The organism is Paenibacillus sp. MMS18-CY102, assembly GCF_009789195.1.
Lineage (GTDB): Bacteria > Bacillota > Bacilli > Paenibacillales > Paenibacillaceae > Paenibacillus_T.
This window is the reverse complement of record NZ_WSTC01000020.1, coordinates 13,240-37,775: the sequence shown is the minus strand read 5'-3', so window position 1 is coordinate 37,775 and position 24,536 is coordinate 13,240. Positions and strand designations below refer to the sequence as shown.

General features: G+C 49.5%; 13 protein-coding genes. 11 read left to right on the top strand and 2 right to left on the bottom strand.

What is annotated here, in order from left to right; all coding sequences use genetic code 11:
* From GON22_RS15950 to GON22_RS15925, 6 genes are all read left to right on the top strand, one after another.
* Positions 1 to 5,574 carry a non-ribosomal peptide synthetase/MFS transporter gene (locus GON22_RS15950; RefSeq protein ID WP_160397096.1) on the top strand — a complete coding sequence of 1,858 codons (5,574 nt, stop codon included), beginning with the start codon at positions 1 to 3 and terminating at the stop codon, positions 5,572 to 5,574.
* Between the two features lie 435 nt (positions 5,575 to 6,009).
* Complete coding sequence (locus GON22_RS15945; protein ID WP_160397095.1) at positions 6,010 to 6,384, top strand: hypothetical protein; 375 nt, start codon at positions 6,010 to 6,012, stop codon at positions 6,382 to 6,384.
* 17 nt (positions 6,385 to 6,401) lie between these two features.
* The gene (locus GON22_RS15940) at positions 6,402 to 7,403 is read left to right on the top strand and encodes a hypothetical protein (RefSeq protein ID WP_160397094.1); all 1,002 of its coding nucleotides are present in this window, start codon (positions 6,402 to 6,404) and stop codon (positions 7,401 to 7,403) included.
* A 44-nt stretch (positions 7,404 to 7,447) separates the two neighbouring features.
* The gene (locus GON22_RS15935; RefSeq protein WP_160397093.1) at positions 7,448 to 8,425 is read left to right on the top strand and encodes a glycosyltransferase family 2 protein; all 978 of its coding nucleotides are present in this window, start codon (positions 7,448 to 7,450) and stop codon (positions 8,423 to 8,425) included.
* Positions 8,426 to 8,695: 270 nt separating this feature from the next.
* Positions 8,696 to 9,409 (top strand): beta-glucanase, encoded by a 714-nt coding sequence (gene bglS / locus GON22_RS15930; RefSeq protein WP_160397092.1) that lies wholly within the window; start codon positions 8,696 to 8,698, stop codon positions 9,407 to 9,409.
* A 298-nt stretch (positions 9,410 to 9,707) separates the two neighbouring features.
* Positions 9,708 to 11,417, top strand: coding sequence for an extracellular solute-binding protein (locus GON22_RS15925; RefSeq protein ID WP_160397091.1), 1,710 nt, complete (start codon positions 9,708 to 9,710; stop codon positions 11,415 to 11,417).
* Positions 11,418 to 12,077: 660 nt separating this feature from the next.
* Here GON22_RS15925 and GON22_RS15920 read toward each other — a convergent pair.
* Together GON22_RS15920 and GON22_RS15915 are read right to left on the bottom strand one after the other, a co-directional pair.
* Positions 12,078 to 13,718, bottom strand: coding sequence for a response regulator (locus tag GON22_RS15920; protein ID WP_160397090.1), 1,641 nt, complete (start codon positions 13,716 to 13,718; stop codon positions 12,078 to 12,080).
* Complete coding sequence (locus GON22_RS15915; protein WP_160397089.1) at positions 13,693 to 15,444, bottom strand: cache domain-containing sensor histidine kinase; 1,752 nt, start codon at positions 15,442 to 15,444, stop codon at positions 13,693 to 13,695. The genes GON22_RS15920 and GON22_RS15915 overlap by 26 nt, the downstream gene beginning before the upstream one ends.
* A gap of 148 nt (positions 15,445 to 15,592) precedes the next feature.
* Between GON22_RS15915 and GON22_RS15910 the strand changes: the two genes are divergently transcribed.
* From GON22_RS15910 to GON22_RS15890, 5 genes are all read left to right on the top strand, one after another.
* Positions 15,593 to 16,546: an ABC transporter permease gene (locus tag GON22_RS15910; RefSeq protein WP_160397088.1), complete on the top strand. Its 954-nt coding sequence runs from the start codon at positions 15,593 to 15,595 to the stop codon at positions 16,544 to 16,546.
* A 38-nt stretch (positions 16,547 to 16,584) separates the two neighbouring features.
* Entirely contained in the window at positions 16,585 to 17,463 is an 879-nt protein-coding gene (locus GON22_RS15905) for a carbohydrate ABC transporter permease (RefSeq protein ID WP_160397087.1), read from the top strand.
* Between the two features lie 102 nt (positions 17,464 to 17,565).
* Positions 17,566 to 21,885: a carbohydrate binding domain-containing protein gene (locus tag GON22_RS15900; protein ID WP_160397086.1), complete on the top strand. Its 4,320-nt coding sequence runs from the start codon at positions 17,566 to 17,568 to the stop codon at positions 21,883 to 21,885.
* A 443-nt stretch (positions 21,886 to 22,328) separates the two neighbouring features.
* Positions 22,329 to 23,018, top strand: coding sequence for a response regulator transcription factor (locus tag GON22_RS15895; protein ID WP_160397085.1), 690 nt, complete (start codon positions 22,329 to 22,331; stop codon positions 23,016 to 23,018).
* Entirely contained in the window at positions 22,999 to 24,441 is a 1,443-nt protein-coding gene (locus tag GON22_RS15890) for a HAMP domain-containing sensor histidine kinase (protein WP_160397084.1), read from the top strand. Before GON22_RS15895 ends, GON22_RS15890 begins: the two co-directional genes overlap by 20 nt.
* The last annotated feature ends 95 nt before the right edge of the window (positions 24,442 to 24,536 follow it).

Below are 24,536 nucleotides of genomic sequence, written 5' to 3'. Positions count from 1 at the left end.
TTGAACGTTTTATTGGAGCGGATCAATCAACTGCCCCCCGACAAGCGGCAGCAACTGCTGGATCAGATCAAATCCAAGATGGCCAGCAAGCAGCCGCATCAGAAGATCTTGCCGCAACCGCGTGAAGCTGGCGAGAATCGGTTTCCGCTGTCTTATTCGCAGCAACGCTTATGGTTTGTGCATCAATGGGAGCCGGACAGCCCCTCATATAATATCCCATGCGTATTTGAATTTCAGCGGGAAGTAGAGGCGGCATTGCTCGAAAAGGCGGTCCATACGATCATCGAGCGCCATGAAGTGTTGCGCACTACGTATCATACGGTGGAGGAAGAGCCTGTTCAAACCGTGCATCCGTTCTCGCCGATTGGCTTGCAGGTCATTGATCTGCAGCAGCTTCCCCAAGAGGAGAAGAGACGGAAGCGGGACGCCCTAATCAAAGAGAAGGCGCTTGAGCCTTTTCGGCTGGAGCAGCAATTTCCGATCAAAGCTTATCTCTTCACGCTGAACCCGGACGAGCACACTTTACTTCTAAACGTTCACCATATCGCATGCGATGGCTGGTCGATCGGCATCATTCAGGATGAAATTATGCAGGCTTATACGGCGTATACCCGCAATAAGCCACTGGAGCTGCCGGAACTCCCTGTTCAATACGCTGATTTTGCCTCTTGGCAGCGAAACTACCTGATTGGCGATGTGCTTCGTTATCATCAGGATTACTGGTGTGAGAAGTTCCAAGGGGACATTCCCGTACTGGAGCTTCCCACGGATAAACCGCGGCCTCCTGTGAAGAGCATGCGGGGTGCGGATATCCAGCGCCCAATCGGCAAAGGGGCAGAAGCCGCCATTAAGCGGTTTTGCCAAGAGGAGGATGTTACCCTCTACATGGCGATGATGGCGGCTTACGCCATTCTGCTCTCCCGCTACTCGGGGCAGTCCGATATCATCATCGGGTCGCCTATTGCCAGCCGCAATCGAGAAGAGATTGAGCGAAACGTTGGCTTCTTCGTAAACACATTGCCGATTCGCATCCAGCTCGATGAGCAGGCAAGTTTCAGGGAAACAGCAAAGCAGGTCAAACGGTTGACGGTCGAAGCTTCCGAGCATCAAGACCTGCCGTTGGATAAAATCATGGAGCCGCTCCATCTGGAACGGAATATGAGCCATAGCCCTTTATTTCAGGTCATGCTCGTATTGCAAAATATGCATATGTGGGGAGAAGAAACCGAGGAGCTGCCAATGCAGTTTTTCGGATCCCGGAACACGGATTCCTCGAAATTCGATTTGACGTTCTCGATATCGCCTGGCATTGTTCATGCAGAATACAGCACTGATATTTTCGAAGAGGCAACGATTGCGCGCATGCTGGGGCATTACACTCATCTGCTGGAGCAGGCTTGCATGGACCCCGAACAGGCTATCGTGAACATTCCGTTGATGCCAGAGGCGGAGAAGGAACAGATTGCTGTGTTATGGAATGAAACGAAGTTGCCCCATGATCCCGGCTACCATCTTGTAGCTGCCATTGAGGCGCAGGCGGATCGCCATCCCCAACGGGCCGCCTTGGCATGCGAGGGGCGATCGTTCACCTATGCCGAAATGAATAGGCGCGCCAATCAACTGGCCCATTATTTGATTGCACAGCAGGTCGGTCCTGGCCAGGCCGTGGGCATCTTCATGGAGCGGACGGCGGATGTGGCCATCGCCATGCTGGCGGTGCTTAAGGCGGGTGGCGCTTATGTGCCAATCGACCCTTCGTATCCGAAAGACCGAGTCCAGTATATGATTCAAGCATCGGGCATGCGCGTGCTGATTACACAGGCCAAGCTCTCGGCAGATATTGATCCGCAAGGGGCAGCGTTGCTCGATTATGACAGGGACCGGCGCAGTTACGAAAGCATGAGCGGCGAGAATCCAGCTATTCGCACAACGCCTGACGACCTGATGTACATGATTTTCACCTCGGGGACGACAGGCATGCCCAAGGGGGTTGGCGTCGAGCTTCGCCAGTTCCATAACTACATCCTTGGCATAACGAAGCATCTAAACATTCAGGAGCCGCTCAGCTATGCGCTGGCGTCCACGTTTGCTGCCGATCTGGGCACGACCAACATTTATGGCGCATTATGCACAGGCGGTACGCTTCATGTCTTAACATATGAACGCTCCTGTGATCCCGATGGGGTTGCGGATTATTTCCAGAAGCATCGCATAGATATTATGAAAGTGGTGCCGAGCCATTTTGAAGTGCTCATGAGCGCCGAGCAGCCGGAGCATGTCATTCCTCACCGAACGCTTATCCTTGCTGGAGAAGGGCTAAGCTGGGAAACGGTTGCGAAAATTAGAAAGCTTCGGCCGAGCTGCGATATACAGAACCATTATGGCCCTACCGAAACGACGGTATCGGCCATGGCGTATCCACTGCCGAGCGAACTGAAGGAGCATGCGGGCAATAGCATGGTTCCGATCGGTAAACCGATTGGCAATGTGCAAGCTTACGTGCTGGATGCACACCATCATCCGGCCCCGATTGGGGTGCCGGGCGAGTTATACATTGGCGGCAGCGGCGTATCGCGGGGGTATATTCACAATCCGGAGCTGAATGAATCCCGCTTCCTTCTGAATCCGTTTCGCAAGGGCAGTGGAGAACAGCTGTACAGGACAGGCGATCGCGTCAAATGGCTGCCTGATGGCAACATCGAGATATTGGGCCGTATGGATCGGCAAATCAAAATACGCGGCTTCCGCATTGAGTTAGGCGAAATTGAATCCGCCATAACCGCATGCCCATTCGTTAAAGATGCAGCCGTACTGGTGAAGGAAGACCGTAAAGGCGACAAACGAATAGCAGCTTATCTTGTGTTCGAGCCAGCGCATTCTTGTGAAGCGCCTCTAACGGAACTTAAGAAGATACTCAAGCAGAAGCTGCCTGAGTATATGATCCCGACCTACATGATGGAGATGGAAGGGCTGCCATTAACCCCTAACGGGAAAGTGGACCAAGCGCTCCTGTCTTCGATGGAATTATCCCTGGCACCTTCGCCTTCAAGTGCCCTAGAGCCCGAGACCGAAACAGAAAAGAGCATCCTTGCGATCTGGAAAGACGTGCTTGAGCTTGACGTGATTGGGATGGAGGATAGCTTCTTCGAACTTGGAGGAGACTCCTTCAAAGCATTAAAGGCGGTTCGCCGCCTTGGGGATTGGATCGGCATTATGGACTTTTTCAAACATCCTACGATCCGGTCGATGGCGGAGTATATGGATAGCGGCCAACAAGCTGAGCATGGCCTGATCCACAGGTTGACGAGCCAAAGTAATCAGGAAACAGTCCATGTTTCATTCGTGTGTGTCCCTTATGCAGGTGGCAGTGCGATTACGTACCAGCCGCTTGCGGCACAGATGCCCGAAGGCATTGCGTTGTATGCAGTGGATATTCCTGGCCATGAATACACGCGCAAGTCGGAAGAGCTGTTATCCATTCAAGAAGTAGCGCGGATGTGTGTGGATGAAATGGCTGCATCCATTCAGGGGCAAATCGTCTTGTATGGGCACTGCGTAGGCGGTGCATTAACGGTTGAAATCGCCAGGGAGCTGGAAGCGAGGGAACTGCCGCTGCAGCGTGTCTTCTTAGGGGGGACTTTCCCGATTGCCCGTATGCCGGGCAGGCTGTTTAACTTATTCTCAAAGCTGTTTCCGTCGGACCGCAGCATGTCCAACAAATCCTACCACGAGTTTTTGAAAGCATTAGGCGGCTTCACGGAAGTCGATGATATGGCAGAGCGCGACTTCATGATCCGCTGCTTGCGCCATGATGCCCGAGAAAGCGAAAACTATTATACGATGGCGTATTCGGAATCACGCTGGAACAAGCTGAAAGCGCCGATTACATGCATCGTAGGCGAACGGGACAGGGCGACAGAGTTTTATGAGGAACGGTTCAAGGAATGGGAATATTTCAGTGAACGCGTGGACCTGGCTATTGTACCCCAAGCGGGCCATTATTTCTTAAAACATCAGGCGAAGCTGCTGAGTGAAATGATGGGGGTGGCCATACAAGCTTCCTCTCCTACACGAGAAGCTAACGCTGAATGGATGCTGGCTGAACAGGCGATTGCCTCCGGTGCCGAACAGGCAGCTGCGGCGCGGCATGCCGATTCGGCGGCCCTTTCCAGCAACCGAAAGCAAAAAAAAAGCGCTGTTCCGAACTTACGCATGTTCATGATCGTTGTCATCGGACAGCTGCTATCCGTATTCGGCTCGGGGCTTACTGGGATTGCAGTCGGTGTATGGATCTTCTCCCAAACGGGGGCTGTTTCGGATTTCGCGGCCATATCGGCGGCATCGCTTATTCCAGGCATTCTAGCGCTGCCCTTCGCCGGTGCGATCGTAGACCGCTATGATCGAAGGCTCGTTATGCTCTATAGTGACATCATGATGGCATTGCCGCTAATTGCGCTTGCCATTCTAATGGCTACGAACTCGCTGGAAGTGTGGCATATTTACATTACGTCGGCAATCAGCTCGGTGACCCGCTCGTTCCATCGCCCTGCGTTTGTCGCTTCGATGACCCAGATTATTCCGAAGCAGTATCTTGGCCATGCTAACGGCATTGTGCAATTGGCTGGCGCTACTAGCGAGCTCATCGCACCGCTGATCGGTGTAGCGCTGTATGCATGGATTGGGATGACGAATATCTTTTTGCTGGATTTGGTTAGCTTTGCTTTTGCGATTATTTCCCTGGCAATGATCAGATTCCCGAACACCTTGTTCCATAGGCAAGAAGAGCCGTTCTTTAAGGAAATGCTAATGGGCTGGAAATTTATTGCCAGAAGACCTGCCTTGTTGTACATGATTGCTTTCTTCCTAATCGGCAATATTTTGTTCGGATTAGCTACCGTACTGATTCAGCCATTGGTGTTATCCTTTGGCTCGCCGAATGATCTCGCAACGGTGTCGATGTTAGGCGCAATCGGAACGATGGCGGGTGGGCTCGTGATGAGCCTATGGGGCGGCACCGCGCGACGGGCGACAGGCATGGTCGGTTTTGTTATCCTAGAAGGCTTCTTCATGATCATCGCGGGGCTTCAGCCAAGCTTGATTTCTACGGCTGTAGGCATTTTCGGATTATGGTTCTCAGTTACGCTTGTAAATGCCCATTGGCAAGCACTGATTCAGTCCAAAGTCGGGCTGGAGCTGCAAGGGCGCGTGTTCGCAACGAATCAAATGATCGCGATGTCCAGCATGCCCGTAGGATATTTGCTAGCTGGTGTACTTGCGGATTCGGTATTCGGCAAAGCGATGTCTGAATCCGGCTTCCTGGCTGATCTATTCGGCCCGATCATTGGGACAGGTGCCGGAAGAGGCATCGGCCTGTTAATTATTTGCGTAGGCGTTCTCGTCATGGTTTGGTCGACAATCGGCTTTAACTTTAAGCCTTTGCGCTACATGGAGGACAGCCTAGAGGATGCGATTCCGGGTGCAGAGATTGCGGATAAAGATACGTTGCAAAGCAAACTCGACCATCGGATTGCAGGCAAGGCAGTAGCTTTTAAGGAAAATAACGTTTCGGCTTAACAGCACTAGGTTGGCCATTAATAGGCAGGCGAGCGTTTCATCTCGCCTGCCTTATTTATTGTGTAACGCTTATTGCTGGCGTTGCGCTTTGGGTGGCGGCCGTGTAATATTAAGTTAATAATCATATATATCTGTTATCTATTGAAAAATAAAACAATCTTAGGTTGTGTAATCGTTGTTACGGCACGTTACTGGACCGATGAGGACATTTATTCATTGCTGTAGTGTATTTTTTTATACATGAAAGGGCGGAGCTATGTCCTCATGGGGCTCGCAATCTCTCCGCGATAAAGAAGTCATCCTGCATACAGGATCGGCTTCTTTTCTTTGTTGTGAGGGCAGAAGCGGACGATGTGGCATCGACATGAAATCGAATTCAAATCTAAGTTAAATATACAAGATTTCAAGTTCATTTAATAGTGGAGGAGAGATCAGATGAATTGGTATGCACTTTGTGTAGAAACAGGTAAAGAACATAAGATTAAGGAGTTGATCAACCAACTATTAAACTTTGAGTGTGTATGCATATTTTCAAGAAGAGTGTTATTTGAACGAAAAGAGGAAATTGATATTATTTTGAGCTTGTTAGATGCGGAAGGTGTTTTACATTTTTCCAACTTAAGCATACAGGGGAGAGCGGTTAAGGTAGAATCCGGTCCGCTAAAGAAGTTCGAAGATAAAATCATAAAAGTGGATAGACGAAAAAAAAGAGCAAAAATAAAAATCGATTTACTTGAATCCACGAAAATCATTGAGGTAGGAATCGAAAAAGTGCTCGTTAATAGCGATGAGCAAGAGTTGAACTACTAATAGAGGGGTTGTCCGAGTTGAACAAAAAGCTATATACGAGTAAACCAGTAGTATCGGCATTTCCGATCTTCGCTAATGTGTTGTCAATTATTACGAAGCATAAGGATGCTCAAAACTGGATTTTCTCCAATTTTATACATGTGAGCTCTTCCCCTAAGCTGTATTCACTTACATTCTACGACTGCTGGAATTACGTGAGGAATTGCCCTTTACTCATTCATAATACAGTCGATCGTTGGATCATTGAGGAGAAGTGGAAAAATGATATTAATGCATTTTTAATTGATGCAATTAATCATGAGTCTTATGCATACTTCTACTTGGATGAAGCTAAATTGAAAAACACGTCAGTTTCCCAGATGGTAGAATCATTTACCCATGACGTGATGGTATTTGGTTATGATCTTCAAGAAAAAACGTTTAACATAGCCGGAAACTTAATAAACGGCAAATATGTTGAGAGCACCTGTACGTTCGACGAAATGGAGCTAGCCTTTGCCCACGCAAATTTAAGTAATGATTGGTTCCATGGCATCAAGCTGCTTCGCGTCAATGAGAACGAACAGTATCGCATTCATAAGCCTACCATTAAACAAGCATTTTCTGATTATTGCAATTCGGTTAACATTGCTCAGGCGCGTGGAAATTTAAACCTCGTTGACGAAGTTTTTGGTTTGGAAGTGTACGATATTTTGATCGAGTATATCGAAAAGTCGTGCAAAGAAAATTCGTTTGAGCTGAATTTTATGCCATTTTATTTTATGTGGGAGCATAAGGACTGTTTATTGGCGAGGTTTGATTATTTGATACAAGAAGGAATTCTACAACAAAATGAAACAAGTGATCATATTAGAAATGAGCTTTCCCATCTTGTACAACGGGCTTTAATTTTAAGAAATTCCATATATAAGTATGCCCTTCTAAATGACCAATCGAAATTGCTGCAAGGCATTAAACGATTAGAAGAAATGCGATCGATTGAACAAGAAGTGATCCCCATGTTATGTGAGCTGCTTTAATTGCTTGGCGAGGATGAAACTACGAGCTAGAAGAGGAGTCCAATATGACGCAAATCTCGGTTGTCACGAGCACCTACAATAAGGCAAACTATCTTGATCTCACGTTAGCAGGGTTTCAGATGCAACAGGATCAAGGCTTTGAAGTTGTTATCGTCAATGACGGGGGTTCTGACGATACGGAAGCGATCATTGATAAATATAGCGGCAAACTAAATATATCGTATCATCGCCAGGAGAATACCGGAATCGCCGGGGCGAGGAACAAAGCATTGGATCTGGCGCAAGGTGACTATATTATCATTTCGGATGATGACCGAATTCCAGGGCCTGGCTTTATTGCGGGCCATCGTGAAGTATTGGAGCGCGGCTCGAAGATGGCGAGCATTGGGCATCAGCATAGCATTCTTTCCTTTTATTCGGACGAGTTTCACCTCGAATATCCGGAGTGGTTTAAATTGTTTAGCGAAAATGAGCATCTTATCGATGTGAGCGAGTGCACGCTTTTTGATGCTAATGATGTCATTCATGATTTCGCGACCATTGTTAAACGTTTTCGGACAGCGGATTTGTATGACAATGTGTTAAAAATCGTAGAGCGCTATGGCGAGCGCCTGGAAGGGTTCCATTTGCCTTATTTAATCGCCTATGGCGGCAACTTGGGCATCAACCGTGCGAAGGCACGCGAGCTATATTATGATACGAACTTTAAGGGGTATGGGTCCGAGGACATCGATTTATCTTACCAATTGTATTTGCAAGGATTTGAATTCGCCTACTGCCGGCAAGCTGAAAACTACCATCAGATGCATAAGAGAAAACGCTCCGAAAATTCGGATCACTTCAAAAACATGCATTACTTTTATAACAAATATAATCACTTGGAGCCGTATTTGAACTTCTTGGACATCATAGGTGAAATAGGGCATACCGAAGCAAGTGCAATGTTGAATATCCTATCCAAACATGGCGAGGCCTTGCTCCCACTCATCGAGGATTTTATCCAGAGAAGCAAGGTGAAATAAATACGAGATCAATGCCCAGCCAATCTAGTGGTTGGGCATTTTTTTTTGCGATTGGGGGAGAAGAGGCCTTGTGGCAGTGAGTGGCGGCTTGTTTAATAAGTGCTATTCATGTTGGATGTTTAGTATAGTGCGGCGCTCGTATAGCAACGTACAATAAGCATGCCAGAAATGAAAGCGCTTAAATAAATGGAGTGAAAGGAGGGAGGTTAGGACGGAAGAATGACGTCATGATGTATGCTTCGTTTCTGGACAATTCGGTGGAGGTGCAGTATGAAGAAGAAATCTTGGTGGACGATTGCGATTGCTTCTGTTCTTTCTTTAACGCTTATGACGACTGCTTATGGTGCTTATGAATTTTGGGAGCCGCTTACCTATCATAATACCGCAACTTGGCAAAAAGCGGACGGGTACTCAAATGGCGGCATGTTCAATTGTACGTGGCGGGCTAATAATGTGAATTTTACGAGTGACGGGAAATTAAAGCTAGGCTTAACGAGCTCTTCCTACAATAAATTTGATTGCGGTGAATATCGTTCGACGAATAAGTACGGTTACGGCTTATACGAGGTGAGCATGAAGCCGGCGAAGAATATTGGCATAGTGTCCTCGTTCTTTACGTATACGGGACCTTCAGAAGGCACGCAATGGGACGAGATTGACATCGAATTCCTCGGCAAGGATACGACGAAGGTGCAGTTTAATTACTTTACGAATGGCGTAGGCGGCCATGAGAAGGTAGTCGATCTCGGCTTTGACGCATCGGTCGGCTTCCACACGTATGCGTTTAATTGGCAGGCGGGATCGATCAAATGGTATGTCGACGGGGTGCTGAAGCATACGGCTACTTCCAATATTCCGTCCAATCCTGGGAAGATTATGATGAATATTTGGAACGGAACGGGTGTAGACAGCTGGTTAGGGGCCTATAACGGAGCAAATCCACTATATGCGGAATATGATTGGACGAAGTATACGAGCAACTAAGCGTAGTGGTGTAATGGATTCATTGTGCTGATCCAATAAGGGAAGCAAGCCAAAGGCAGCCTGCCGCGGAGGCTGTCTTTTGTTTTGTATATGGATTATTTTGAGTGAAACATTACCGTTGTAAGGCTTTCGTTCAAACAAGTATCATTAGATTAATTGTAAAAAAGCAAACATACATATTCAATTTTTAACATCCTAAAGAAGTGCAATCAATGTTGCAATCTTAGTATAGGCTGCCAACTGCTAATTCCTTAATATGAACACTGTAAGCACTATGACCACTTAGGGGGAAATGCAGATGAACCAAAGAAATAGAAGGATGCTGCCATCTGTTCTATTAGCAGGCGTAATGGCATTAACAGCGATTTTGAGCGGATGCGGGAATGATACAGAGGGAAAAGGGAACAAGGAGCCTGACCAAACCGTTGCGGAAGGCACTGGCGCTAGCAATGGCATGAAGGATGGAAAATATGATCCGCCGATTACGATTTCGTATTTGCGCCCTTGGGGATCGGATGTGAAATTTAAGTCTGGGGAAGATGAAGATAACAATGTTCACACAAAGTGGGTTCATGATAAGTTTGGGATTGATTTGAAAAACAAATGGATTTCGCCTTCTACGAACAATGCTTTCGAGACGAAGCTGCGTCTATCCCTGGCAACGAATGAAGAAATGCCAGATATCATTTCGTATCGCGGTGAAATCAACCTCGTTCGGGAGTTAATCGATTCGGGCAAATTCATCGATGCAGGAGAGTTGTTCGATAAGTATGCGAGCCAAACCTGGAAGGATGCCGTGAACGAAGACCCGTCCGTATGGTATCCCTTCATGCAGGATGGCAAGCGTATCGGCATTCCGATCTTGGATTATGCTTACAACGGCGATCCGGTCATGTGGATTCGCGAGGATTGGATGAAGAAGCTGAACTTGTCCGCTCCTAAAACTTTGGCTGATCTAGAGAAAGTAATGGATGCCTTCACGAACCAAGATCCGGATGGCAATGGCAAGAAAGATACATTCGGTCTTGCGATTGGCTTCAAAAACTGGATCAATACATGGATGTCAGACGCAGGCTGGGTGTTCGGCGCATTCGGCACGATGCCTAACCAATGGAATAAAACGGCGGACAATAAACTGGAATACGGCACCGTGACTGCTGGCGCGAAGCAAGCATTGGGAACGCTGCAAAGCTGGATGTCCAAAGGGTATTTGCCAACACAAGCGGGCTTGTATGATGAAGTGAAAGCGACAGAAGATTTCACGGCAGGAAAAGCAGGGATCGTAGTCGGCCCTCACTGGATGCCGGCATGGCCGCTTGAAGATGTGAAGAAAAACAACAAGGATGCACAATACAAAGCGTATCCGATCCCTACAGGCCCAGATGGCAAAGCAGGGCGGCATGGGACGCCGAACGTAAACGGCGCCATTCTTATCAACAAAGACATGGAGCACCCGGAAGCGTTCTTCGCGTACCAGAACTATCTATTCGAGCAGTATGCAAACCCGCCAGTGGGCGGAGAGTTCGAGCACGGCCTGGCGGAAGGCTATGACTGGGTAATGGCTGATGGCAAGCCCGTAACGGATGCTGCCCATACTGGCGGTTATGCGCCAGAGAAATACACGCTTACATTCGATGGCGCGCGGATTCCGAGCCTGATGATGCAAACTTTGTCCAAACTGGCAGACGGTGGGGAAGCAGTAACACCATTTGAGAAAAAGATCAAATCCGGCTCACCGCAATCGATGCTCGAAGCGGCTAAGATCGTCATGAGCCAGAAAGATACGGTATTGCCTGCGATGTTCACAGGCGCTCCGACGCCGACGATGCAGACGAGCAACGATATTTTGCAGAAGATGGAGAAAGATATCGTTTCCCAAATCATCTACAACAAAGTGCCGCTCGATGACTTCGACAAATTCGTTGAGAAATGGAAAGCTGCTGGCGGTGACAAAATCACGGAGGAAGTTAACGAGTGGTACCAATCCGTGAGTGGCGGAGCGAAGTAACATTTGCGGTTGGGAGGCAGCTTCCTGCGTAAGGAAGCTGCTGAGTGGAAGAGCGGTTGGCCGATTGGATAGGTCGCCATACCGAAGGTCAAATCCCGATTGGGTAGGCTGCGATGTGGAGTAACCTTGTGTTTAAAAACCCTGCGTTTTTTGAAACGCAGGGTTTTTCTTTGTTCTGGCTGCCCAAAACGGCTGGCTGGCGTACCGAAGCTCCCCATACGCGCCGAGCGCCGAAACTGCCCGCTTGGTCCGAGCATAGACGAAGAGTGTGTCTTCTGAAGTTAATGTGCGACCGCTCGCTCTAACGGACCCAGGAGCCGTTATTTGGTCCCAATCGGGCACTATTTAGCTGTAACGGACCCAGGAGCCGCTATTTGAACAAAATAACCCTTTCAAGACCGAAAATATGCGAAATAACGGCTGTGGAGTCCGTTAGAAATGTAATCAGCACATTTTGAGCGAAATAACGGCGCTGGAGTCCGTTAGAAAATCGATGAGTGTTTTATCCGCCGATGGACGCCATCCATCTGCTCTCCGAGCACCGGTCCTGCCAATCGGACGGGTCAGGCCGATCCGAGCATAGACGATGAACAGTGTGTCTTCCAACGTCCTTCCCGAAACGGCCGGAAGGCCTGTCCTATCTCAGTCCCGCCATAAGAATCACGCTTGCGAGCTGTCCCGGTACTCCTGCGGCGTTACCTCGTAATACCTCTTAAACACCCGGATAAAGTAGGCGGTGTTGTTATAGCCGACCGCCTCGGCGATTTCGAGCACTTTAGCGGGGGTAGTGCGCAGCAAGAATGCTGCTTTTTCCATCCGTAGCCGGTACACATACTCGGTCAGCGCCTCGCCGGTTTCGACTTTGTATACTTTGGACAGGTACACGGGATGCAGATGGACGTGATCGGCAATGGCGGGCAATGACACATCCTTTGCCAGATTGAGGTCAACGAAGCTTCGCACCATGCGAACGATCGCGCTATGGTTATCGATCTGCTCTTGGGCAGCGTCATCGCGAATGAAGTTCAAGATGCGGATGGACCAATCTAGCAGCTGTGCCGCAGTCGAGTAGGCCGGTGAACGAAAATATTTGATGTCGTCAGCCGACAGGATGTCGGACAATTGTTTGCCATTCTTATGAATAATATAGGCGAATGCTCCGGCGAGCACGTGGTAGGCTTCGATCAGCTGCTCGGATAAGCCGTGCTCATTGCCTGCCTGCAGCATCCGTTGGAAAATCTGCCGAATCTTCTTCTCCACGTCCTCGAATCTTCCCGCATCCAACAGGCTGAGCAGGGTGGGGGGCTCATATAGTGGCCAAACGGTGTTGATCGAGCCCGTTTCCACTTGTTCGGGCAAGGTGAGGAACAAGCCTTGTCCATGGCCCATTCTTCTTCGCATGGATGTGACCGCGTGCTCATAAAGCTCTTTGGACTGAACGGGAAATTTCCCCCAACCGCCCACCAGAATGGAAACTTCACCTTTCAGGTAATTGTGTACGTTCGTTTGGATTTGTGCTGCATATCGCTCAAGCAATGCCTTCGGGTCATCCTTTCCTGAGGATGAGCTCTTATTCAATTGCCTTGGCTTAACGGCCAGCACAATGTAATCATGCGCGTCCCTTGTGTGCCAAATTTCAAAATCGTTAGCCATCAGCTCGCCTACGATATTGCATATGGCATACTCCATAAGCGCCCAATCCTGCCCCGGCAGCTCGGTAAACCGCGCTTCCATGCGAATAAGGAGCAAGCAGAACTGATCCCCCGCGCTAAAAGGAAGGTTCAGCAACTTCATTTTGTCCGCTAAATCTGCTTCCGCATAGCTTTTTCCCCGTAACAGCTCATTTAATGTGTTCGAGCGAAGCAGGGGCAAATGCTCATTGAAAGCATATTGTGCCTTGCGAAAGGATGCGACTTCCTCCCACTTCTCGTGGATTTGATTGCTGACGCGCGTAACGGAGCTGATCAGGTCTTCATCGCTTACAGGCTTTAGCAAGTAATCGAACGATTGCTGCTCGATGGCTTGCTTCGCATATTCGAAATCAGCGTAACCAGAGAGCAGGATTGACTTCACATGGGGCCAGCGATCATGAATGGCGGTGATTAGCTCAATGCCCGACATGCCGGGCATACGGATATCGGTGATGACGATATCGATCGGATTATTTTCAAGTATTTCTAGCGCTTTCATGCCAGATAACGCTTCATGTACGGTGCCAATTCCGCATTGTGGCCAAGGGATTGTTTCGGCGAGTGTTTCCACTACAGAACGTTCATCATCGACCAATAGGAGTTGTAACATTGTTGTGTCCACCTTCGCTTTCGTTGTTGGTATGCCATGTGATCGTAATTTGAACGCCGCCCAGCTCAGAACGGGCGTAAGTTAGCCCTGCTTCTTCCCCGAACAGATAGGTTAACCGCTGATGGACATTCCAAGTGCCGCAGCCCATGTTACCGTCGAGCGGCTTGGCGAGATTTTGCTGCAATTGGCCCAAAGCATCATCGGACATCCCTATGCCGCTGTCTTCGACGGTGAGGGTGCAACGCCCATCCGCATAGAACCCTCGAATTCGAATTTCGCCGTCCTCGGCTTGCGGCTCTAAGCCATGAATAATGGCATTCTCGATGATCGGCTGCAGTGTTAAGCGCGAGATCGACTGGTCCAGCAGTTCCTCCGGAACATCAATCGTATAGGCCATTCGCTCAAGGCGAAGCGATTGGATTTTCAAATAGTTGCTGACCATGTTCAGCTCCTCGCGCACGGTCGCTAGGTCATTCTCTGATCTCGTAATATAACGGAAGTATTCCCCTAGATTCAATGACATCGCTACGACAGCCTCTTCGTTTTTCATGCGTGCCATATTTTTAATATAGAACAAGCAGTTGTATAGAAAATGCGGATCGATCTGCGACTGCAGCTGTTTCAGTGTCGCTTCACGGCGGCGAAGCTGCTCTTCGTAGACGTTCTCGATCAGCTCTTGGATACGCTGGGCCATAATGTTGAACCGCCCGAGCACAAGGCTGAATTCGTTATTCCCGCTAGGCTGCAATCGAACGGAGAAGTCGCCTGACGATAACCGCCTCGTGCCTCGAACGAGCTGCAGGAGCGGAAGCTGGACGCTGCGATAAATAATGAATACGACAGCTAGGCTCATGACGAGCAGTACGGCGATGGACGTATAAAACAAGTTGCGGCTATTCGTAATCGGGCTTAGCATCTGCTGCATCGGCACGTAATCGACATAATACCAATCCAAGCTCTTCGAATGAATATAGGAGACAAAATATTCGGTACCGTTAAGCTCTGCCCGAAATCCGCCGCTGCTGCTTAGTGCGGATGCCTTCAGTTGCTGCCCAAGCTGTGCGATGAGCGCTTCATTGGCACTGCCATTCCGAATCGTTCCCATCTTGGCATTGAATAGAAACGGATCGCCGCTATTGTTGGCTTTGTTCTGGTCAAGCAGCCCCGTCAGATGGGTGACAGGAAAGCTGATTTTCGAAATTAGCCGAGAGGTGCGAGGGGCTGACATGGCCGAGAGCGGCTCCGTCGTAAACCAAGTGAAGCTGCCGTCGGCATAATGCCATGTTGTCGGAAGCGGCTTGGAGAACTCATTTTCTTCGTACGTATAGGTAGCATAGTAGTCGGTAGATAACACATCACGCGTGCGGGGGAAATAGAGCGTGACGATGGAATGCCATTTGCTCGCCGCATTATAGAGGTTCATTTTTTCTAATATCGCAACGCTCTGCTTTACGCGTTCATACGGATTTTGGGTAAAATCAGTCCCTTGGTACTCTCGAATGCTGGAGTCCTGCCCGATCGCAACGCCATAGAGGGATAGCTGATAAATATTAGACTCTACCTGCGATGCGAACGTCGACAGCCGATTCGTTGTATTGGTCTGAATCTCGTTCTCGATAACGCTTACACTTTCCTTGTTGGAATAGGTGTAAAGCGAGAGTACCGGGATAAGGAGCAATAAAACGAGGAGCGAGATTTTGGTAAACACATTAAAACGTAATCGCATGGGGATGAAGCCTCCATATAGTTAAAATATCAATACTGTTGTTGCAATATTAGGATATAGATTAACTTTTTGCGTTGCTATAATCATATTACAAGGTTTGGAGGATTAATAAAAGTAAAAATTAATGTAAGAACATGGAGGAAGTTAAATGAAAGATCTTGCTTATTCACGCCCGGATACGCATATTTCGTCACGTCTTAATAGGAAAAAATGGAATATAAAACGGAATTGGCCGTTGCACATGATGTTAATTCCAGCGGTTCTGCTTACTATTATTTTTCAATACGTTCCGATGGCCGGCATCGTCATTGCGTTCCAGGATTTTAAGCCATGGCTCGGATTCACGGGTTCAAAATGGGTAGGTTTAGATAACTTCCGATTCCTGTTTCGTTACCCGGACGTTAATCAGGTCATCTGGAACACGCTCGTTATTGCTTTCTTCAAAATCATCGCCGGCTTAATTGCGCCTTTCCTATTCGCGGTCCTGCTAAACGAGCTGCGATCGATGGTGTTCAAACGGGTGACGCAGACGCTAGTCTACCTGCCGCACTTCCTTTCATGGGTTATTCTCGGCGGCATCCTGCTCGACATTTTATCGCCTGAGGGCGGAATGGTAAACAAGCTCGTAACTGCACTTGGCGGACAGCCGATCTTCTTCCTCGGCGATGGCGATTGGTTTAGGGTCACATTGATCGTCAGCGATGTATGGAAGGAATTCGGGTTCGGCACGATTGTATTTCTTGCTTCGCTTGCGGGCATCAACCCAGCGCTATATGAGGCGGCGGAGGTGGATGGGGCGAGCCGGTTTAAACAAACGATTCATATTACGTTCCCAGCGATAATGCCGATAGCGATCGTGCTAATGACGTTATCGATTGGCAACATCTTAAATGCAGGATTTGACCAAGTGTTCAACTTATATAACCCGCTCGTCTATGAGAAAGGCGACATCATTGATACATTCGTATACCGCCTCGGGATTTTGAATGGCAAAATGAGCTTCGCTACGACAGTCGGCTTGTTCAAATCGATTGTCGGCACCATTCTGATCGTCATCTCATACCGGCTGGCTTACAAGCTTGCGAATTATCGGGTATTCTAGCCGCAGGCTTCCCGCACAACATCGAAGGAGGGCTCATCTTGTACCACAAAACGCTAGGCTACAAGCTGTTCAGCATCTTTAATTATTTGTTCTTGGGCATCATCTCGCTGCTATGCATACTTCCTATCATTCATATTCTTGCCGTTTCGTTCAGCAGCATGGCGCCGGCTTCCGCTAATTTGGTTGGGTTCTGGCCCAAAGGCTTTACGACGGATGCGTATGAGAAAACGTTCGGCAACTCGAATTTTATCCAATCGTTGTGGATTTCTGTGGAGCGAACCGTATTGGCAACCGTCATTGGGATGGCGCTCGTGCTGCTAACCGCCTTTCCGCTGGCGAAGGACGACCAAGCCTTTAGGGGAAGAACGGCATACATGTGGTTTTTCGTCTTCACGATTTTGTTCAGCGGCGGCTTAATTCCAAGCTATATTCTCATTCAAAAAATCGGCCTGATGAATTCGATCTGGGCGTTGATCCTGCCGGGAGCCGTATCGGTCTGGAACATTATCCTTATGCTAAACTTTTTCCGCGGGCTGCCTAAGGAACTGGAGGAAGCTGCTTTCCTCGATGGAGCGGGCCAATTTAAAACACTTGCGCTCGTCTACATTCCATTATCGATGCCAGCGATTGCAACGCTTTCGCTGTTCACGATGGTGTTTCAATGGAACGCTTGGTTCGATGGGATGATCTACATGTCCGATGTCAAAAACTATCCGCTTGCCTCGCTGCTTCAGACGATTATCGTACAGCAGGATTTTTCCAAAATAAACGTCGATCCGAAGCTGCTGGAAAACATCTCGCAGCGGACGGTAAGGGCGGCGCAAATCTTTATCGGAGCATTGCCGATCTTGCTCGTCTATCCGTTCCTTCAACGGTTTTTCGTCAAAGGGATGGTTATTGGGGCAGTGAAAGAATAGGCAGGCAGGAAAGCCACGAGCCGAGAGCTGCACATGCGGCGCTCGGTGGGATGGCACCTTAGAGCCAATGTTCAAGGTTATGAAAACTAGGAGGGTACAACGATGAACAAATGGATGTCTCTACTCATCAGTTGCTGTTTGCTGCTTACTTTGATGAGTCCGGCTGCTTATGCCAGCGAATCGCCAACGCAGCAGCCTGCGCCGTTATTTCAAGATCTAGAAGGGCATTGGGCGCAGAAGGATGCACAGCGCTTGGAAGCGCTCGGCTTGTTGGACGGCTATGAGGACGGTTCGTTTAAGCCTAGCCAACCGATTAGCAGAGCTGAGCTGATCGCTGTATTGGATCGTGTGTTCGGATTTAGCGGGCAAACTGGTAAGCGGTTTCAAGATGTTGCCCCTGCAGCTTGGCATTATGATTCCGTCATGAGGGCCTATGGATCAGGCATTACAGATGGCGTGGATGCGGAGCATTTTGCGCCGAGTGCCAGCGTGACGAGACAAGATGCGGCGGTCATGCTCGATCGTGCGTTTCGGCTATCGACAGGCCAAGAGCCGGCTTCGCAGCTAAATGCGTTTCAAGACCGGGCTGATATTGCCGGCTATTCCGAGAAAGCGCTTACTTATTTGGTGGGCGAGAAAAAGTTAAAAGGCTTCAACGGAGCGCTGCTTCCGAAGGCGCCGATCACACGGGGAGAATTAGCTGTTTTATTGTCCGGCATGGTGGGCGATATCGTGACGGAATCAGCTGTGTATAGTAAACCTGCTGTGGAAGGCAATCTCGTCATTCGAGTGGGGGGCGTCACGTTAACAAATACGGTGATTCATGGCAACCTCGTGCTGGCGGAAGGCATCGGGGAAGGCAGCATTACGCTTGAAGGGGTAACTGTTACCGGGAAAATTATCGTGCAAGGCGGCGGGCAAGTTGCTTTCACGAAAGGGACGCATGCGGAGGCAGCCATTGTGTTGCACCCATTGCGCATTGAAGTGTCTAGCGACAGTGTAATCAATAGGCTAACGGTTGATGCTAAGGCAACGGCATCCCAGATTAACAGTAAAGGGACGGTATCCGAGCTAGTCGTTGTAGCCAGCGGCGTGAAGGTTAATGGGGAAGAAGCGAAGGCTGGAACGCAAACTTCCTTAAAGCCTGAAGGAACGGTAACAACTCCTTCGACTTCTATTCCTACAAACCCAACGAATCCAACAGGACCGACGGGTCCGGCAGCCGAGAAGCCAGTGCCTTCGACGACGATTCCAGATAATGAATGGCAGTTAGTATGGAACGATGAATTTAATGAGCCAGCGATTGATGCTTCCAAGTGGACGCTTGAGGATACGGGCGTTGTTTACAATAACGAGCTAGAAGCTTATAACCCGAACAATGCGGCGATTGCCAAGGATGGCGAACGCAGCGTCCTGAATATTGAGGCGAAGAAGGAAAGCTACAAAGGCAAAAACTATACGTCAGCAAAGCTAATTACGCAAAACAAGGGAGACTGGACATACGGCAAAATGGTCGTACGCGCCAAGCTGCCAGTTGACCAGGGCATGTGGCCTGCATTTTGGATGATGCCAACAGATGAGTCCCATTATGGGGGGTGGCCGGCTTCAGGCGAGATCGATATGATGGAGCTTATTGGCGGGGCGAACAAAAATCGCGTCTATGGCACGCTGCATTTTGATAGCGTACAGCCTGATGGGTCACATGGCTCTGACCAGAACACTTATGATCTCCCGGCTGGACAGACATTCAATGACGATTATCATGATTTTCAAGTGGAATGGCTGCCTGGCGTTATTCGGATGTATGTAGACGGCCAATTGTATCACGAGGTGACAGATTGGAAGACGAGAGGGCCTGGCCAGCCGGAAGATTATACGTACCCTGCGCCGTTCGACCGTCCGTTTTATATGATTCTGAATTTAGCGGTCGGTGGCGACTGGCCGGGATCGCCGAACGCTGATTTTGTATCGGACCAGTTGAAAGTTGATTTTGTTCGCGTATACGAATATAAAAATTTAAGCAGCTGGCCGGACATCACGGGACAGCCCCCTGTGCCGACTCAGAAGCGTGTGCCGCAAGCAGATGGCAATCAGTTGTATAATGAGCGGTTTACGGAAGCGGCAGATGGGAATGGCGTACCTCAAAGCTGGCAGTTTCTTTTGAATGCGAATGGCGCTGGCAGTGTAGCTGTAGCAGACGACCCTGCGAAAGGGAAAGTGGCGAAAGTGTCCATTACGCAACCAGGCGATGAGCTTTATTCAGTCCAGTTGACCCAAATGCCGATGTACGTGCAAAAAGGCAAAAAGTATAAAGTCTCGTTCGATGCAAAGGCGGATGCGAACCGTTCGATTATGTCGAAGGTTAACCAGTTCCAGAAGAGCTGGAAAAACTATTCGGGTGAGCAATCGCTAGCGCTCACGACGAGCTGGCAGCATTATGAATATACGTTCGACATGCAAGATAGCAGCGATAATAATGCGAGATTCGAGTTTAACCTCGGACGAAGCGCGGAAACGGTCTATTTGGCAAATGTAAAGCTCGTTGAAATTGGCGATGCGACGCCGGTGCCAGTTGTGCCGGGCGCTCGGGCGGCGCTTCCTGATGGCAATCTCGTATATAATGGCACATTTGATCAAGGCAAGGGCCGTTTGGCTTTCTGGTCAAGTGCAGTTGCACCGGATGCGCAAGCGCAAATTAGCGTGAACAATTTCTTAGCATTCCCGATTATGGAGCGCCAACTTGTCGCAGATGTGGCGAATGGCGGGGTAGCAGCTGAATCCGTATCGGTTAGCCAGCCGGGGCTTCCACTTGAGAAAAATACGACGTACGGCATTTCCTTCGACGCGAAGGCGGAAACGGCAAGAAGCATCGATGTTGATCTATCGAGCACAAGCGGCAATAGCATCCAGCTTGTCGGCGGCCGCACGGTGCAGTTAACTTCCGAGCTTAAATCGTATTCGAAGGATGTTATCATTGGCGACGGCGCTGATGAAGTGGAAGCGGAGCTGAAGCTGCTGTTCGGCGGAGCGGCAGACAAAGTCTATGTCGATAATGTTCGCATCATCAAGCGCGGCAAGCCAATCCATGTCGATGGCTACGCCCATATCGCCGCTGCTGAGGCTTGGGAGATGCACGGGTTGCAGCTGGAAAATGCGAGCGAAGGCGGCAAAAACGTCGGCTACATGGATGAAGGGGACATGCTGCAATACAAGATCAGCGTAGCGCATGATGCTGATTACCGGATTTCAGCGAGAGTTGCGAGCGGTGAGGCTGCTTCGCAAATCCGGATGAGCGTGAAGGATGAAGCGGGCAACGTGATCGCCCAGTCGAATTACGAGCTTGGCGATACAGGCGGATGGCAAACGTATAAGACGGTTTACTTCAATCCCGTTCCGATGAAATCGGGGCAAGGCTACTATGTTACGTTTGAAGGAGCGGATTTCAACACGGTTTGGGTCGATTTGTCCGAAAATATGGTGCAAAACGGCAACATCGATACAGACATGAATGGCTGGAATCTATCATCAGCAACAGCTTCCTCGATCAGCCGTTCGAATGCTGGCGAATTGGCTGTCCAAGTGTCTGGCACAGGAACGAATTGGTGGGATGATCAGGTGCAGCAGTACAACCTGAATATCGTGAAGGGCAAAACGTATCGCCTTGAGCTGGATGCGTATGCGTCGACGCCTCGTGGCATGCAGGTGTTCGTGGCGGAGAGCGGCGGCACATATGCAAAATATTTGGAAGAACGAGCTGATTTGGCCGAAACGAAGGCGCATTACGTTTATACGTTTACGATGAGCCATGATACCGATCCAGCCGCTTCATTAGTGTTCGGGCTAGGGGACCCGGTGAACGGCGGAGCTGCACATTCCGTTGCGATCGATAACGTTATGCTCTATGAGGTGAATCCGTCAGCAGATAGCGGCGGCCAGCCGATGAACATTAATTTGCTGCAAAATGGAAGCTTCGCGAGTGGAACCGATGGGTGGTTCTCCTACGCTGCGGTCGATGCGAGCCAACTTGCGATAACAGCGGCCGGCGGCAAGCTGCAAGCTGCGATTGGCACGGTGGGGGACAACCCTTGGGACCGCCAGCTTATCCAAGAAGGCTTCAAGATTCAACAAGGCTCTAAATATACGCTCACGTTCAAAGCGAAAGCCGACACGCCAAGAAAGCTGGGGCTTGGCATTGGATGGGTCGATGTTCCCGCCAATTATGCATGGCATGGGTATTTCGGAGACCAGATTGATCTCACCACTACCGAACAGACGTTTACGTTCACCTTCAACGCTACAACCGACAGCTATCCGAATTCGCGCATTTCGTTCGATATGGGCAATATTCCGGGCGGCAACGCCGGACAGACTGCCATTACGATATCGGATGTGAGCCTGGTGAATGTTGGGCCAGCGAGCTAGGGGAAATTAACAAACCATTTACAAGTGATATAGGCGAGAAAGCCGCGGAGCCCCGCGGCTTTTTTGCCTTTTAGGCATAGCTGGGCAAGCGCAACTCCGGCCAAGGCTTGCTTGCATATGCAAGCCCTCTCCCCAATCTAACGGACCGAGCGGCCGTTATAACGCCCAAATTGCAGTGTTTGCCATTCTAACGGACTCAGCGGACGTTATTCATGCGAAAACAGCGAGTTTACTAGTCAAATGGGCAGAATAACGGCACTGGTGTCCGTTAGCCTTGCAATATGCTGTTTTTTCGCCGAATAACGTCATTACGGTCCGTTAGCGCATTGGCCTTGGCCTTGCCTCATTCACTTAGGAATGATCAGGTGTCTCTTGCCCATCCGATATGCTAAACTCGCAATAGATTTAACGATTTCATCCATAATAGGATAAGGAGTGTAAGGATGAGAACCATCATGGTTGTGGAAGATGACCCTGCCATTTCGCGCGTTCTAGCAGCCTATGTGAAGAAAGCGGGGTTCGAGTGTGCAGTGTTCTCGCAGGGCGAATTAGCGATTGGGCAGCTAGCGGTGATCCAGCCTGCACTTATTTTGCTAGACGTGATGCTCCCTGAGATGGACGGCTGGGACGTATTGCGCGAGGTGCGCAGCAGAAGCACATGCCCGGTTATTATGCTGACGGCAAAAGGGGGAATCGACGATCGCTTGCAAGGCTTGAATAGCGGTGCGGATGACTATATGAGCAAGCCGTTCGAGCCAGACGAGGTTATTGCTAGAATTCAAGCGGTATTGCGGCGGCCGCCGCATGCGTTAATTACGGAGGGCATGAAGCAATATGGGAGCCTGCAGATCGATTTTAAGTCCAAATCGGTTCGATTGAACGGAGCGGACTTGTCCTTAACGCCGAAGGATCTTGCGCTTCTGCTGTTTCTTGCGGAGCATCCGAACCAAATTTTTCACCGTGAGCAGTTGATTGAGCATGTATGGGGAATCGACTATGACGGGAGCGACCGAGCGGTTGACCATGCCATTAAGCGGCTGCGCCAGTCTCTGCAAGAGATGTCGCCAGCGGATGGAGGCATTCGAACGTTAAGGGGAACGGGGTATCAGTTTTATGCCAATAAGCCCGGCTAAACGTACGCGAACTACGCTACTGAGGTATTGGACCAAACGTTATGTCATCACATTAACCGTAGGGCTGCTTATTATCGGGACCGTCTCTGTACTATGGCTGCGCTATCAGGCGTTGCACCAACGATTGCAGCAGATTCAGAGCTTCGCGGCCGATACGGCCGAATATGTCGGAGGCGAGACTGGCATAATTGTCATCCCCGATGATTTTTATAAGTGGATTGATAACCATCAGCGCAGGAAGAGGCTGCCCGCTCAATTCGGCGTGACGGTATTCGATGCGAACGGCAGAACCTTATTTTACAAAGGCGTTCCGAAGCGACCCGGAGAGCCTGTTCCGGAATCGGAGCCTGCTTTTCCAGCACCGCCGCCTCTAGAGAGCCGAGTTAGCGTGAAGAGAGCTGGCAGCTTTTATACGATTACGACACCGATTTTTGCTGGGAATGAAGTCATTGGAACCATCGCCATTGCCTATGGCAAGAAAGAACTGACCATCATTAACCAGCAATACGGCTTGATCGGGTCATTGCTGCTATTATCGGGTTTATTAGGCTGGCTCATTCTCTATTGGCTGCTGCGCCAGATGAGCAAGCCGATTCATCGCGTTGTTCAAGCGTTCAAACAGATTGAAGCCGGCGATTATAAGCTAATGCTGGAGGATAATGCGAAGGAGCAGGAAATCTACGAGCTTCTCGTCTATTTTAACGCGATGGCCGTGCGGCTCGAACAGTTGGAGCAGCTGCGTGCCGAGCTGCTGGCTGGCGTAACCCACGAGCTGCGCACGCCGATCACTTCAATTCGCGGCCTTACGCGCGCCGTTCGTGACCAAGTCGTAGCTTCAGATGAGGCAGAAGAGTTTCTTGACCTCTCGCTAAAAGAAACCAAGCGGCTCGAGCGGTTGGTAGCAGATTTGCTTCATTTTAATGCCTATGCATCCGGGAGCATTCGGCTTCAATTAGAGGATATTGACCTAGGCAAGCATCTGGGCGAGATTGTAAGCCAATGGCGCTTGTCTCATCAGGATGAAGGGCTCTTTATTGAGACCGTTCTTCCGGATGAAGAGGCAATGGCGCATGGCGATGCAGACCGCATCCAACAAATCATTGTAAATTTGCTGAATAACAGCCGGCAATCGATGCTCCGTGCAGGCCGAATTTCGATCATCGTCCAACTTTATTCGAATACCCACTACGAGCTGTTGGTGAAAGATACGGGCTCAGGCATACCGGCAGACGAGCAAATTAATATATTCGAACGGCATTACCGAGGAACGAACAAGAAGCGGGAGGAGCGCGGGCTTGGGCTAGGATTGACCTTATGCCGCATGCTGGCTAGTGCAATGAACGGAAGGCTAAGCCTGAAGGAAAGCTCGCCTGAGGGAACGACGTTCCAGCTGTTGCTGCCCAAAGCTTCGAAAATTTCTTAATCTCCTTCCTCTATTTCTGCCATATGGCTGCCACATTTCATCCCTATTCTAAGATTGTTGAAGCCGCAGCTGCATCAAACAGATGCCGAAGCTTC